General features: G+C 41.8%; 14 protein-coding genes. 10 read left to right on the plus strand and 4 right to left on the minus strand.

Going from position 1 to position 14,529, the window contains the following annotated elements:
* Window positions 1–44: 44 nt before the first annotated feature.
* Window positions 45–749: a 2OG-Fe(II) oxygenase gene (locus H5163_RS16260; protein ID WP_145238009.1), complete on the minus strand. Its 705-nt coding sequence runs from the start codon at window positions 747–749 to the stop codon at window positions 45–47.
* 31 nt (window positions 750–780) lie between these two features.
* Here H5163_RS16260 and H5163_RS16265 point away from each other — a divergent pair, with 31 nt between their 5' ends.
* Entirely contained in the window at window positions 781–1,179 is a 399-nt protein-coding gene (locus tag H5163_RS16265) for a thioesterase family protein (protein WP_182718911.1), read from the plus strand.
* Window positions 1,180–1,186: 7 nt separating this feature from the next.
* Here the strand turns inward: H5163_RS16265 and glpD are convergent, their stop codons facing one another.
* The 3 genes from glpD to H5163_RS16280 all read right to left on the minus strand — a co-directional run bounded on the left by glpD (window position 1,187) and on the right by H5163_RS16280 (window position 4,646).
* Entirely contained in the window at window positions 1,187–2,680 is a 1,494-nt protein-coding gene (gene glpD / locus H5163_RS16270) for a glycerol-3-phosphate dehydrogenase (protein WP_182735543.1), read from the minus strand.
* Between the two features lie 47 nt (window positions 2,681–2,727).
* Window positions 2,728–4,230: a glycerol kinase GlpK gene (gene glpK / locus H5163_RS16275; protein ID WP_182735544.1), complete on the minus strand. Its 1,503-nt coding sequence runs from the start codon at window positions 4,228–4,230 to the stop codon at window positions 2,728–2,730.
* Between the two features lie 170 nt (window positions 4,231–4,400).
* Window positions 4,401–4,646: a YdcH family protein gene (locus tag H5163_RS16280; protein ID WP_145238021.1), complete on the minus strand. Its 246-nt coding sequence runs from the start codon at window positions 4,644–4,646 to the stop codon at window positions 4,401–4,403.
* A gap of 268 nt (window positions 4,647–4,914) precedes the next feature.
* On the opposite strand from H5163_RS16280, the gene H5163_RS16285 reads away from it, so the two are divergent.
* From H5163_RS16285 to H5163_RS16325, 9 genes are all read left to right on the plus strand, one after another.
* Complete coding sequence (locus tag H5163_RS16285) at window positions 4,915–5,496, plus strand: aminodeoxychorismate/anthranilate synthase component II (protein WP_145238024.1); 582 nt, start codon at window positions 4,915–4,917, stop codon at window positions 5,494–5,496.
* 57 nt (window positions 5,497–5,553) lie between these two features.
* Complete coding sequence (locus tag H5163_RS16290; protein WP_145238027.1) at window positions 5,554–6,714, plus strand: HDOD domain-containing protein; 1,161 nt, start codon at window positions 5,554–5,556, stop codon at window positions 6,712–6,714.
* A 382-nt stretch (window positions 6,715–7,096) separates the two neighbouring features.
* The gene (locus tag H5163_RS16295; RefSeq protein WP_149980483.1) at window positions 7,097–8,302 is read left to right on the plus strand and encodes an aspartate aminotransferase family protein; all 1,206 of its coding nucleotides are present in this window, start codon (window positions 7,097–7,099) and stop codon (window positions 8,300–8,302) included.
* 88 nt (window positions 8,303–8,390) lie between these two features.
* Window positions 8,391–9,407 carry an arginine N-succinyltransferase gene (gene astA, locus H5163_RS16300; protein ID WP_145238033.1) on the plus strand — a complete coding sequence of 339 codons (1,017 nt, stop codon included), beginning with the start codon at window positions 8,391–8,393 and terminating at the stop codon, window positions 9,405–9,407.
* A 15-nt stretch (window positions 9,408–9,422) separates the two neighbouring features.
* The gene (gene astD / locus H5163_RS16305; RefSeq protein ID WP_145238036.1) at window positions 9,423–10,892 is read left to right on the plus strand and encodes a succinylglutamate-semialdehyde dehydrogenase; all 1,470 of its coding nucleotides are present in this window, start codon (window positions 9,423–9,425) and stop codon (window positions 10,890–10,892) included.
* A 140-nt stretch (window positions 10,893–11,032) separates the two neighbouring features.
* Window positions 11,033–11,380 carry a DUF3802 family protein gene (locus H5163_RS16310; RefSeq protein WP_149980484.1) on the plus strand — a complete coding sequence of 116 codons (348 nt, stop codon included), beginning with the start codon at window positions 11,033–11,035 and terminating at the stop codon, window positions 11,378–11,380.
* 81 nt (window positions 11,381–11,461) lie between these two features.
* Entirely contained in the window at window positions 11,462–11,875 is a 414-nt protein-coding gene (locus tag H5163_RS16315; protein WP_145238042.1) for an OsmC family protein, read from the plus strand.
* A gap of 88 nt (window positions 11,876–11,963) precedes the next feature.
* Complete coding sequence (gene speD / locus H5163_RS16320) at window positions 11,964–12,776, plus strand: adenosylmethionine decarboxylase (protein WP_145238045.1); 813 nt, start codon at window positions 11,964–11,966, stop codon at window positions 12,774–12,776.
* 220 nt (window positions 12,777–12,996) lie between these two features.
* On the plus strand, window positions 12,997–14,487 hold the full coding sequence (locus H5163_RS16325; RefSeq protein ID WP_182735545.1) for an NAD(P)H-hydrate dehydratase: 1,491 nt from the start codon (window positions 12,997–12,999) through the stop codon (window positions 14,485–14,487).
* Window positions 14,488–14,529 lie beyond the last annotated feature (42 nt).

The following is a 14,529-nucleotide window of genomic DNA, read 5'->3' on the forward strand; positions in this document are numbered from 1 at the left end:
GCTTACCGCTTACCGCTTACCGCTTACCGCTTACCGCTTACCGCTTAGGCCTGTGGCTGCCCGTATATTTGCTCTGCGCGGTTAAATAGCACCCACGACGTTAAAATATATTTATCATTCGATACTGGCTTATTACCGCGATGAGTATGAGTAAAGTAGCCTGGGGCAATCACCATAGTGCCTTTTTTCGGAGCTATCTTACGATTTTGATAATAAAACTCGGTTTCACCGCCTTCTTCAACATCGTTTAAATAAAACATAAATAACAATACTCGATGCAGTGCTTCGTTATGGTGTAACTGTGGGTACACTTCACTATGCCAATACGGGTAGCCGCCTTTGTTAACTTCGTATTTTTGCGCTTGGATATTACCGAGTCGAAAAATTTGCTGTACCAATAAAGGTAATTGCGGTTTACCTACCTCGTCAAAATTAGCTTGCGTTAAATCAACAGGTTGTCCTGTTTGGGGGTGGTACACTTTTAAACCAAACGCCCCAATCATTATAAAAATATGTTCTTCAATGTAGTTAAAAACATATTGTGCAGTAGTTTGTTGAATATGTTTTAATTGCTCAGCGTATTCAGGATGATTGTTTAAGTGTAAGTCGTGGCTATCTTTTTTATTAAGATCTATGCCGCCTGATGTCATCCCTTGTTTTATATGCGGGCTTTGCGAAAAGGTGGTGATAAAGTTATCGCAAAAGTCATTACTGAGCGCGTTGTCATACACGCGGATAAAGTCCGTCATGAGTTACCTGTTTAATTATTATTGGATTATTATGTTTACTGAAAAAGTGATGCCGCGCTTTAGCGAAACGGATGCACTCGGACACATCAACAATACCGTACTCCCTGTTTGGTTTGAAGCCGCACGTGCACCTATTTTTAAATTTTTTACCCCCGATTTAAATCCTCACGATTGGAAGCTTATTATTGCTAAAATTGAGGTGTCGTTTGTAGGTGAGTTGTTTTACTCGCATGAAGTAAGTATTAAAACATCGGTAGAGCATATTGGCAGCAGCTCATTTGTGCTTCGCCAAGAGGCATGGCAGCAAGATAAATGCTGCGCAATCGGTAAAACAGTGCTGGTACGTTACGACTTTGCCGCTAAAGCTAAGCAAGCTTTATCTAGTATTGAAAAAGCAGCCTTAAATGAGCATTTTATTGCAGCTTCTTAATGTGTAGTTAGTAATTTAAGGTGCGCAAGTAGTTATCTAAAGCGGTGACTTGCGCTTTACTAAAGCGTAGCCCGAGCTTTGTTCTACGCCACAATATGTCATCGCTGGTTTTTGCCCACTCGTTGTTAATTAGGTAATCGACTTCTTGAGCGTATAGACCATGGCCAAAATGACAACCTAAGTCAGCCAATGCACTGCAATTACCTAGCAGTGCATTAGTTAGCGTGCCATAGGAGCGTACCAGCCTATTTAATAATAACTCAGGCAACCAATTATATTTTACTTGTAGTTGCGTTATTAACGTCGCTTTTTCACTAAAATCTCCGCCTGGTAACGGCGCGCTTTTTGTCCACGCTTCAGTCATATGAGGATAAAATAGCGCGAGTTTGTCCACAGCATTTTCTGCCAGTTTTCGATAAGTAGTTATTTTTCCGCCAAACACACTTAACAAAGCAGCCTGATTATCATCATTATTTAATATCAGCTTATAATCGCGGGTTACAGCTTGAGCATCTGCTGAGTGGTCATCGAGTAATGGCCGTACGCCACTGAATGTATGTACTATATCAGTCGCTTCAATCGGAGTTTTAAAGTAATGATTAGTAATATTGATTAAGTAACTAATTTCTTGTTTGCTAATTTTTACATCTTTAATATTGCCGGTATATTCTTCATCAGTAGTGCCAATGAGAGAATAGTCATCTTCAAAGGGAATGACAAAAACAATACGTTGATCTTCATTTTGGAGAATATAGGCACATGGCTCGTCATGAATACGTGGCACCACGATATGGCTGCCTTTGACTAAGCGAATATGCTGTGGTGATGGCTGAATAAATACATTATCAAACAATGAAGCAACCCAAGGGCCTGCGGCATTAACAATGCATTTGGCTTTGATTTGTAGTTGCTGCTGGGTCGTTTGTTGCGCTAGAGTTACATCCCAATGTTCAATATTGCGCTGTGCCTTTATACAACGAGTACGTGTTGCTATGGTTGCTCCGTGTTGTTCGGCGGCAAGGGCGTTTAAGATCACTAAACGCGCGTCATCTACCCAGCCATCAGCATATTCAAACCCTTGTGTAATTGATGCATTTAGCACACTGTCTTTTGTGAAAATAATCGACTTGGAAGCGGGTAGCGTGTCTCGTTTTCCTAGATGGTCGTAAATAAATAATCCTAGGCGGATCATCCATGGCGGCCGCAAATGTGACTGATGAGGAAGCCTAAACGAGAGCGGCCAAATAATATGCGGTGCTTTTTTTAATAACACTTCACGCTCTAGCAATGCTTCTTTTACTAACCTAAATTGATAGTGCTCTAAATAGCGCAGCCCGCCATGAATAAGCTTACTGCTGTTTGATGAGGTGGCTGAGGCTAAATCGTCTTGCTCACACAATAATACTTTCAAGCCTCTACCACTTGCATCTGCTGCAATACCAGCACCATTAATGCCACCGCCAATGACAAGTAAATCATATTCGTTATCGAGTAACTGCACGGGTGAACCTTAAAGTTAGTTGTTAATGCCAGATTATATTAACGCGATTAGCCGTCATTCTGCGGATTATTAGCAAGCGTCACTTGCGCAATACAATGTAGCCATTTTGCATATAAATCGTTACGCTCAAAGCTACTCATAGTTGGCTCAAAGCGGCGGTCACATCGCCACATAGTTGCTAGTTGCGCTGTTGATTCATAAACACCACTTTGCAGGCCTGCTAAATAGGCGACGCCAAGCGAGGTGGTTTCGGTTAAGGTGGGGCGCTCAACACTCGCACCTAAAATATTAGCTAAAAACTCCATAGCCCAATTATTATTAGCCATACCGCCGTCAACGCGCAAGATGCTGGGGCGCAAGCCATCCCCTTCCATCGCTTTTTGTAAATCTTTAGTTTGATAACCCACTGATTGCAAAGCTGCAGCGACAATCGTACTAATACCTGAATCTCGAGTAAGCCCTAAAATAGCACCTCGGGCATTGGCATCCCAATAGGGAGCGCCTAAACCTGTAAAAGAGGGCACTAAAAATACCCCATGATCTAAGGGAACACCTTTGACGAGGGCTTCACTTTCTCCCGCGCTTTCTAATAATTTCAAGCCCTCTACAATCCACTGCATGGTGGCACCTGCCATAAAAATACTGCCTTCAATGGCATACGTAGGTTTGCCGTTAAGTCTATATGCGATGGTGGTTAATAAGCGATTGTTTGACTTTAGTGCTTTATCGCCGGTGTTAAGCATTAAAAAACAGCCTGTTCCGTAGGTGCTTTTTGCCATACCTTCTTCAAAACAAGCTTGGCCAATTAAAGCGGCTTGCTGATCACCCGCTATGCCGCTAATTGGAATTTCACCACCAAATAACTCGCTGCTAGTAACACCAAAGTCAGCCGCTGAGTCCATTACTTCAGGTAGCATCGAGGCTGGAATATCAAATAAGGCGAGTAAGTCTTCATCCCAGCATTGCTGGTGAATGTTAAACAGTAATGTGCGAGAGGCATTGGTTGCATCGGTTTTGTGTACTTTACCATCGGTTAATTGCCATAGTAAGTAGGTGTCTACCGTACCAAACGCCAGCTCACCTGCTTGTGCTTGCTCTTTAGCGCCAGTGACGTTATCTAAGATCCAACGAATTTTGGTGGCAGAAAAGTACGGATCGAGTAATAAGCCGGTTTTATCATTGACGATTTTACTGTGCCCAGCATCGCGCAAACTATCACAGTACTGGCTAGTGCGTCGGTCTTGCCACACAATCGCGTTGTAAATAGGTTGCCCGGTTTTTTTACTCCACACTAAGGTGGTTTCTCGTTGATTAGCAATGCCTATGGCAATAATGTCGGCAGCCGTTACCCGTTGCTGCGCCAATACGTTTTTAACGCTCGCGAATACGGTTTGCCAAATATCTACAGGATCGTGTTCAACCCAACCATTTTGCACAAAGTGCTGCGGGAAGGTTTGTTGGGCTGTGCCAAAAACCTCGGCATCTTTGGTGTATAAGATGGCGCGAGAGCTCGTCGTTCCTTGGTCAATCGAGAGTATGTATTTGCACATAAAATATAATGTTATTTAACTTAGATAAAGATAGCTTGTCTCTAAGCTAAACGAATAGCAATGCTTTTGCACCATAATGGATGTAATTTTAGGCAAATAGGATGAGTGAAAGGGAGTTAAGGCTCAGTGCTGGCGCTTAGTTTTAAATAAGCGCCAGATATATATAATTATTAGTTGGCAGCATCAGCTAATTGCTGATGGAGCCAATCTTTTAATGCCATTCTATCGTGTTTTAATTGATGCATTGCTTCATCATCAATAGGGGCATCTTGTAACTCCAGGACACGGATTTCTTTATCAATTGCATTGTATTGCTTTGCCCTTGCCGCGAACTCTTCATTATCAGTGTTGAGCTTAGTGATAGTGCTTTGGTATTCAGGGAAATCTTTAGTTAATGAATGATCTTCGCCTAACATAGGTCGCTCCTTATTAAAGCGTGTTACATATTAATCTCGATAGATAAACACGCATGGGTTTTAGTCAAATTAAATGCTCTGAGGCGTTTTGCCAATACAATAGAGCTTGGGCTGATTTAAAATAAATCAACATCAAGCTCAGTATTATCGTTATTAAAGTAATTTCCCTTTGCCTGAATACAAAACACTGACACTCGTGCGGGCTTAAGTTAGAATATGAACGCAGGCAGTTGCCTGCAAACAATTTCTATTTTGAGTGCTTTATTACATGCTTTTAATGATCGATAACTACGACTCGTTTACCTACAATTTGGTACAGTATTTTCAACGTTTAGATCAAGAGGTGCTAGTAAAGCGCAATGATGAGATCTCGGTTAGTCAAATTGCCCAGTTAAACCCTAAGCATATCGTGATATCTCCCGGCCCATGTTCACCAAATGAAGCGGGTATATCTTTGGAGCTTGTTGAGCAATTAAAAGGTCAATTTCCAATTTTAGGTATTTGTTTAGGTCATCAAACAATAGCACAAGCACTAGGTGCGAACATTGTTAGGGCAAAGCAAGTGATGCATGGTAAAACCTCGCCAATTTATCATGCTAATCAAGGTGTATTTGCCGGCTTACCAAATCCATTAACAGTTTGCCGTTATCATTCGTTGGTTGTTGAACAAGATAGCATTCCTGATGAGTTGCAGATCACCGCTTGGACCGAAACTGAAAGTGGCCAGTTAGATGAAATAATGGGCTTAGTTCATAATAGCTTAGCGTTAGAGGGGGTACAATTTCACCCAGAGGCAATTTTAACGCAGCGAGGACTTGAATTACTTGCTAACTTTTTAACTCGGTTCTAGGCTTATGCTAACAAACGTAGTAGCTTCCCTTAATTTATTTATAAAAGATAACTATTAATGACAGATGAAATACGCCAACAAAGGACAGCTAAGGCATTAGAGCAACGAGCCCATGATTTGTTGCTTGGACATAGCTTTGCGCAACGTCAAATTGGCTATATTCATACTCTAGATATAAATTATGGTGAGGCGATGAAGCAGCGCACCTTACTTGAGGTTGAAGTTGCTGCGCAAAAAATACGTAAACTCTCCAGTACTTCGCATCATAAGTACCGCGCTCAAGCCAGCCAGCAGTTACATCAAGTTATTGATACCGCCATGAACAAGCAGTTAGCCGATATTGATACGGTACTACATGAAACCATTGGTATTGAAGATAATGTCCCCGCGATTTTAGACATACTTGCGGTAAAATCAGCATCGGTAGGGCGCCTTGAGCCATTAGTTAAAGATTTAACTTGGTTAGGACGTGAGTTAGTTGCTTTTGTGAATTTGCCTTATTATCGCGCGCAGCGCAATAAACATACTTCGGTAAAAGTTGATAATCCCTCTTTAGCTCTGCGTTATATTGGTTTAGACAACTTACAGTTTGTAGTGCCAACCTTTGCGGTACGTCATTGGATGCCACACAGCACCGAACCATTTCCATTATTAAAGCGTCGCCTACGCGATAACTCAATGGCTTGCGCGATTGCGGCGCAAGAGTTGGCTAAGCTCAATGGTATTAATGAAGTACATGCATTTACTTTGGGTATGTTACTCGATGTTGGCAAGATAGCTTTGATTCGACTCTATTTACGTACATTCGAACGAGTGTGGCAGCGCAAAGTAACCCTTGCCCGAGAAGACCAACATAAAGATCTTCACACCGCATTGTTAGAGTTAAAACCTGATCCGTTATTTTTAAGTACTTTACTTAATCAGCATGCGCTAAAAGTCACGGCGACGGTGATTGATAAAATGGCGTTTCGGTATTTACCTTTTAATGCTGTGTTATCGCAGTTGATTAATGGTGTGTCCAAAGGGGATTCACTATTGCCATTAGCGATGTTAATGCAAAAGGCACGTTGTTATAGTCAATGTGTTACTTTGAGCGAACATCAGCTGGTGGAAAGTGATGAAAAATCACTCTGGTTTGATTACGTTGGGTTATCAAAACAGGAACTAGAACAGCTTGAAAAAACCAATTTGCAGCACTTTCATATTAAAATTGATTAGTTTCATAAATTTTTTGTTAATTTTTTTACGACTATTCATTCATCATTAATATCTACTCTTACCCATATTTTATCTTGCAAAGCTCTGCCTGGTGGGTGGTGGGGCAGCGATATAGAATAAACAACCCCATAATTCGTTATTCAGATAGTTATTCACTATCTCTGAAATTATATCTCAAAGCCTTTAATAACAAGGGCTACATGAAAGTTTTATAAGAGACAATAACGAAAAACTCTGAAATAATGATTATCTGAAAATTGAACCAGAGAGTATTTTTGGCGATGTGAGCTATGCTGATTTACGCCAAAGGAGATGGTACAACAGTCTATCATCAAGCCTATTTTTTAAACTTTCTGTAGGATCACAATTAAGAGGATATAAAATGACAGTCAATCGCGAATTATTTGATCAAGTAATGGTTCCTAACTACGCACCTTCAAGCGTTATTCCTGTTCGTGGCGAAGGCTCACGTGTATGGGATCAGCAAGGTCGTGAATATATCGATTTTGCCGGTGGTATCGCTGTTAACTGTCTAGGTCATTGTCATCCAGCATTGGTTAAAGCATTAAAAGAGCAAGGCGAAAAAATCTGGCACCTATCAAATGTAATGACTAATGAGCCAGCACTTCGTTTAGCTAAAAAATTGGTAGATGCTACATTTGCTGAAAAAGTATATTTCGCCAACTCAGGCGCAGAAGCAAATGAAGGCGCACTAAAATTAGCGCGTCGTGTTGCGCTTGAAAATTTTGGTGAGCAAAAATCGCAAATCATCGCTTTCAATAAAGGTTTCCATGGCCGTACATTCTTTACTGTAACCGTGGGCGGTCAAGCTGCTTACTCTGATGGTTTTGGTCCTAAGCCGGGAGATATCGTACATTGTGACTATAACGATTTAGCCGCATTTGAAGCATTAATCTCTGATAACACATGTGCGGTAATGATGGAGCCATTACAAGGTGAAGGCGGCATTATCTCTGCTACTGACGAGTTTGCTCAAGGTGTACGCCAGTTATGTACTAAACATAACGCATTGCTTATTTTTGATGAAGTACAAACTGGTGTCGGTCGTACTGGCGATCTTTATGCATACCAAGGGTTAAATGTAGTACCTGATATTTTAACTACTGCAAAAGCACTTGGCGGCGGTTTTCCAATTGGTGCAATGATCACCACGACAGAGATTGCTAAGCACCTTAAAGTCGGTACTCATGGTTCTACTTATGGCGGCAATCCGTTGGCATGTGCTGTTGGTGAAGCAGCCTTTGATACTGTGAATACACCAGAAGTATTAGCTGGCGTAAAAGCAAAGTCAGCATTGTTTAATGAATTACTAACTGCAATTAACGATAAGTACAACGTTTTCTCGGAAATTCGTGGTCAAGGTTTATTAATTGGTGCTGTGGTTAATGAGCAGTTTAAAGGTCGTGCTAAAGAGTTTTTAGTAGCAGGAACCGCTGAGGGTGTGATGTCGTTAGTCGCGGGTGCCGATGTGGTGCGTTTTACTCCATCTTTAGTGATCCCTGAAGCGGATATCCGTGAAGGGATGGCGCGCTTTGAAAAAGCCGTAGCCAACGTTGTGAACGGTTAATCAACACCTCTAATCATAATAAGGGCAAGTAGCAAGCTTGCCCTAATATTCTTAATTTACCGTTATTTATAAGGGAGCAAGCGGACTCATGATGATCCTTCGCCCAATCCAGCAATGTGATTACCCAGCTTTATTGAAAATTGCCCACGAATCAGGACATGGTTTTACCTCTTTACCTAATAACGAAGAGTTATTACAAAAGAAGATAGCTCATTCAATAAGCTCATTCGCAAAAAGTGCATCTCATCCGGGTGATGAAGGTTACTTGTTTGTTCTTGAAGATAGCGAAACAGGTGAAGTAGTCGGTACCTCAGCAATTGAAGCTGCGGTTGGTTTAGATGATGCGTTTTATCACTATCATTTAAGTAAAGCTATTCATTCATCTCGTACATTGAATGTTTATAAAGCGGTTGATATTTTAACCTTGTGTAATGATTACACTGGAGCAACTGAGCTTTGTACGCTGTTTTTAAAAGATGGTTACCGTAAAAATAATAACGGTAAGCTGCTTTCAAAAGCACGTTTTATGTTTATCAAGCAGCACCAAGAACGCTTTGCTGAAACCGTAATTGCAGAAATGCGCGGTGTTTCTAACGAACACGGCAGTAGTCCATTTTGGCAATGGTTAGAAGAACACTTTTTCTCGATGGATTTTCCAACAGCTGATTACTTAACCGGTATTGGCCAAAAAGTGTTTATTGCTGAACTAATGCCAAAGTACCCAATTTACGTCAACTTATTAAGTAAAGAGGCGCAAGCCGTGATCGGCAAGGTGCACAATAATACGCGCCCTGCGATTGAACTACTGAAAAAAGAAGGCTTCACCTTTAATGGCTACGTTGACATTTTTGATGCTGGCCCAACGGTAGAAGCAAAAGTAGATAATATTGCAACTATTCGTAATGCCAAAAACTTTACCGTAAAAATCGGTGAAAACAGCGGCGAGACGGCTATCATGCTAGCGAATGACAAACTCAATGATTTTAGAGCAACCGTTGCACAACTAAACCTTGATGAAACAAGCTCTGAGTTGACTTTGCCACAGGCAATGGCCGATGCACTGCACTTACAAGCTGGCGATATAGTTACCGCAACACGTATATAATTTAGGAGAAAGTACATGACTCATCCTGCACAATTTATTAATGGTCAATGGTCGCAAGGTCTAGGCGATGCATTTAATTCAGTAAACCCAGCCAATAACGAAATTATTTGGCAAGCAAACTCAGCCACCAGTGAGCAAGTAGACACCGCTGTTAACTCTGCGCGTGCAGCATTTTATAGCTGGGCTGATAAATCATTTGCAGAACGTTTAGCGATTGTAAAAACTTTTGCCGAAACCCTAAAAGAGCACAGCGAAGAGCTTGCTGTTGTAATAGCACAAGAAACGGGTAAGCCGTTATGGGAAACTCGCACTGAAGCGGGTGCTATGGTCGGTAAAATAGCTATCTCTGAAAAAGCATTTTTAGAGCGCACTGGCGACGTAGAAAACCCAATGCCGCAAGGTCGTGCAATGATCCGCCACAAACCACATGGTGTAGTGGCGGTATTTGGCCCTTATAACTTCCCTGGTCATTTACCTAATGGCCATATTGTGCCTGCACTTTTGGCGGGCAATACCGTGGTGTTTAAACCATCGGAGCTAACTCCAGCTGTTGCTGAGCTAACGCTTAAGTTATGGGAAAAAGCAGGTTTACCAGCAGGGGTTATTAACCTAGTACAAGGCGAAGTAGCCACAGGTAAGGCTCTTGCTGCTCACAAAGGTATTGATGGCTTATTCTTTACCGGTTCATCACGCACAGGTCATATTCTGCATGAGCAGTTTGCCGGTCAACCAGGTAAAATCTTAGCATTAGAAATGGGTGGTAACAATCCACTGATTATTACTGATGTTGCTGATACCAAAGCCGTTATTCACGATATTATTCAATCAGCATTTATCTCAAGTGGCCAACGTTGTACCTGTGCACGCAAGCTGTTTTTACCAGCAGGTGAGCAAGGCGATGCAATTTTAGCCGGTTTAATTACCGCGACTAAAGCCATCAAAGTGGGCAACTACGATGATGTAGAGCAACCGTTTATGGGCTCGATGATCTCATCAGCTGCGGCCGCTGGTATGGTAAAAGCACAGCAACAACTCGTTGAGCTTGGTGCTGAAGTATTGGTTGAGCTTAAGCATACTGAAAATACAGGTTTTGTAACGCCTGGTATTATTGAGTGCACAGATGTTGCTAACTTCCCAGATGAAGAGCACTTTGGTCCACTATTAAAAGTATTCCGCTTTACAGATTTTGATAGTGCGATTGATAAAGCCAACGATACCAGCTTTGGTTTGTCTGCGGGTTTACTCAGTGATAATGCGGCAGATTACGACCATTTTTTACGTCGTATCCGTGCTGGTATTGTTAACTGGAACCGCCCAATCACCGGTGCCTCAAGTGCAGCTCCTTTTGGTGGTATTGGTGCATCAGGTAATCATCGTGCAAGTGCTTACTATGCAGCTGATTATTGCGCATACCCAGTTGCCTCTGTTGAACTTGAAAAAGTAGCAATGCCAGCAACATTAAGCCCAGGCTTAAAAATCGATTAATCGATTTTGGTCAAATAGTAATAAATAACTAAAAAAGCAGCCAAGGCTGCTTTTTTTGTATTGGTTAATGCTCAAAGGTAGCAATTAAAAGCGCTTTCTGCTTAAATCAATACAGTCGTTTTAATTAGGTGTGGATAATTATGGTTTTAGATAGGCAAGGATATGATGACCTCATCATGTATCTTACTCAAAATTTAGCATTATTTGAGAAGTCCGGCGAAATAAAACCAGGCGCTCCTACTATTATGGAGCTAATAGAAGATGATATTGCTGAAAATGTTATGTTGTTATGCCAGCAACACACAGAGCTTTCTACTGAACAACGTAGTCAAATCGTGCGTGAAGTAGATGGCATTGTATACGACTTACAAGAAGTCCTCAGCAGCGTCACCAGTAATCAAGTGACAATAGAGCAACATGCATTTATCGATGAATTTGCCGCATTGGTAAAAAACCTCTTTGATAGCGCAGTTGTCGAAAGTGCCTGATCATTCCAATTATCGTTTTTAATTTGCAACTGCGTGTGACTTCCTTACAATCAAGGAAATAACTTCTTTGAGAGTAATAAAATGCAAGCGAATGTGAAATGGGTTGAAGGCGATACTTTTTTAGGGCGTTCTAATTCTGGTCACAATGTTGTGTTTGATGCTGGTAGCGATAGCGCCGCACCAAGCCCAATGGAAATGGTATTAATGTCAGTTGGCTGCTGTTCATCGGTTGATGTAGTCAGTATTCTAAAAAAAGCTAAACAACAGTTTTCAGATGTGCAAGTGCAATTGAGTGCTGAACGCGCAGAGTCCGCTCCGCGAGTATTCACTAAGATTAACTTACACTTTGTTGTGACTGGCGACAACGTTTCAGAAAAGCACCTTGCGCGTGCCGTTCAACTATCTGCAGAGAAGTATTGTTCAGTAGCATTAATGCTTGATAAAACAGTAGAAATTACCCACACACACGAAGTTATACAAGAACAGGGAAAATAACGCTTTTTCCTGAGGTGAAATTCGTATAAAATCCGCGAACTTTTCATTCTGCTCTGGCAGATTTCACTTGTTTATAGGTTGGTTTATCATGAACAAACCCTTCGATAAAATTAAACTTCATGGCTTTAATAACTTAACCAAAAGTTTAAGCTTTAGTATTTACGATATTTGCTATGCAAAGACTGAGCAACAACGTAAAGAATATATTGAATATATCGACGAACAGTACAGTGCTGATCGACTAACCGATATTTTAGGTGAAGTAGTAGACATTATCGGTGCGAATATTTTAAATGTTTCGCGTCAAGATTACGATCCTCAAGGTGCTAGTGTAACAATTCTGATCTCAGAAGAGCCAATTGAGCAGCAGCAAACTTATGAAGTTGATGAAGCACCAGGACCATTACCTGAAACAGTTGTTGCTCATTTAGATAAAAGCCACATCTGCGTTCATACCTATCCTGAAGCTCACCCTGATGATGGTATTTGTACTTTCCGTGCCGATATCGAAGTATCAACATGTGGCATTATTTCGCCATTAAAAGCGTTAAACTTCCTAATTCATAGCTTAGAGTCAGATGTTGTAACAATTGACTACCGAGTGCGTGGTTTTACCCGTGACGTAGATGGTGTTAAGCACTATATCGATCACGCGATCAACTCAATTCAAAACTACATGACCGAAGATACCAAAGAAGCGTACCAAATGATGGACGTGAATGTGTATCAAGAAAACTTGTTCCACACTAAGATGATGCTAAAAGAAACAGACCTAAATACTTATTTATTTGGTGTTACTACGAGTGATCTATCTGAAGACGAAGAAGAAGCAATTCGTTCTAAATTAACACGTGAAATGCAAGAAATCTTTTACGGCCGTAACCTGCCGGAAGCAGAATAAACTCACTTAATTAGTAAGTTTTAAAAAACGGCGCGCAATGTAAATTGCGCGCCGTTTTTTATTAAAGTTGCTAAATGCAGCAACAAAAGCAAACGAAAAGACCATCCTTCCTAAGTATACCTCCTAAATTAGCCTGAAAATGTTGGTGACGACATTCCTTGACGCTAGCAGCTGTGGCTAATAGTCTAAGTAAACAGCCCGTCTTCTATTATGGATCAATATGCAGAATCAAGGCCTAGCACAGCAACTATTTTTGGCAAAGCAGGTGAGGGAGCACGAAGCAAAAGCAGCGACCTTGGCAGGCGTTAGCATGTTCACTTTGATGGAGCGCGCAGGGCATGCGGTATTCTCGCAGTGTATCGAGCATTTTCCGAATGCTCAGCGCTACTTTATTCTGGTCGGTTATGGTAATAATGCGGGCGATGGCTATATTGTGGCAAGCCTTGCCAAGCAAGCCGGTAAGGAAGTCATTGTACTTGCAGCCGATACCAGTAGACATCTCACCGGGGATGCGCTTACAGCTCAGCAACGTTGGCAAGCATTGGGGGGCGAAGTTGAAAGTTACACGCAAGGTCGCCTCAATAATGCCGATATTATTATTGATGGTTTGTTAGGTACCGGAATTAATAGTCAAGTTCGTCGGCCATTTTTAACGATGATTGAAGATGCCAACGCGCAACCTGGCGCAATAGTGGCAATTGATTTACCTTCAGGCATAGACGCCGACACCGGGCAGCCACTTGGCATCGCCATCCAGGCTACTATTACCGTTACTTTTGTGGGGATTAAACAAGGCTTAGTAACCGGTGCCGGGCGAAGTGCTGCAGGAAAACTCGTTTTTAATGATCTAGGAATTGCAGAACCATTTACCAAGTTAGTGGATGCTAGCGCAACACTTATCAATATTACTAGTTTTAAGCCACTTGCTGCACGAAGTCGCAATAGCCATAAAGGGAACCACGGCAAGTTGTTATGCGTCGGTGGGAATCAAGGTACTAGCGGGGCCATTCGTTTATCAAGTGAAGCAGCGCTTCGTACAGGCGCTGCAATGGTGCGTGTTTATACTCATCAAAGCAGTGTACAAGTAGTCAGTAGTGGTCGCCCTGAATTAATGGTCAGTTGCGACAGTTTATCCGCAGCCCTTGAATGGGCAAATTGTGTCATTATTGGTCCAGGTCTTGGTCAGGATAGTTGGGCGCAAACGACATTTGAGCAGGTTATACAATATTGCTTAGCAAATAATTTACCATTAGTTATTGATGCTGATGGCTTAAATTTGTTGGCTAAGCATGCTTTAGAGTATCGCCTTAAAAATTGCATAATAACCCCGCATGCTGGTGAAGCCTCACGGCTAATGAAAGTTTCAATTGCTGAGATTGAAGCAAATCGCTTTCAATCTGCTACGGATTTAGCTAAACGTTATACCAGTACCAGTGTGCTGAAAGGCGCGGGTAGCCTGATCGCCAACGGGCAGCAAACTTGGTTGTGCGAAAATGGTAATCCAGCGCTTGCCGTTGGTGGCAGTGGTGATGTGCTTACCGGCATCATAGGTGCGTTACTTGCTCAAGGTTTCGCTGTTGATCAAGCCGCATGTTACGGTGTGACATTGCACGCTAAAGCAGCCGATATTTTGGCAGAACGCGAAGGGGAGCGCGGTATGTTGCCAAGTGATTTATTTGCTATTGTTAGGCAGCTCATTAATGGTAAATAGCGGTTAAATATACTTTTTGGTCACTATTTTTAGGAACTCGTT

The sequence above is a fragment of the Pseudoalteromonas sp. SG44-8 genome, from assembly GCF_014164125.1.
GTDB classification, from domain to species: Bacteria; Pseudomonadota; Gammaproteobacteria; order Enterobacterales; family Alteromonadaceae; genus Pseudoalteromonas; species Pseudoalteromonas rhizosphaerae.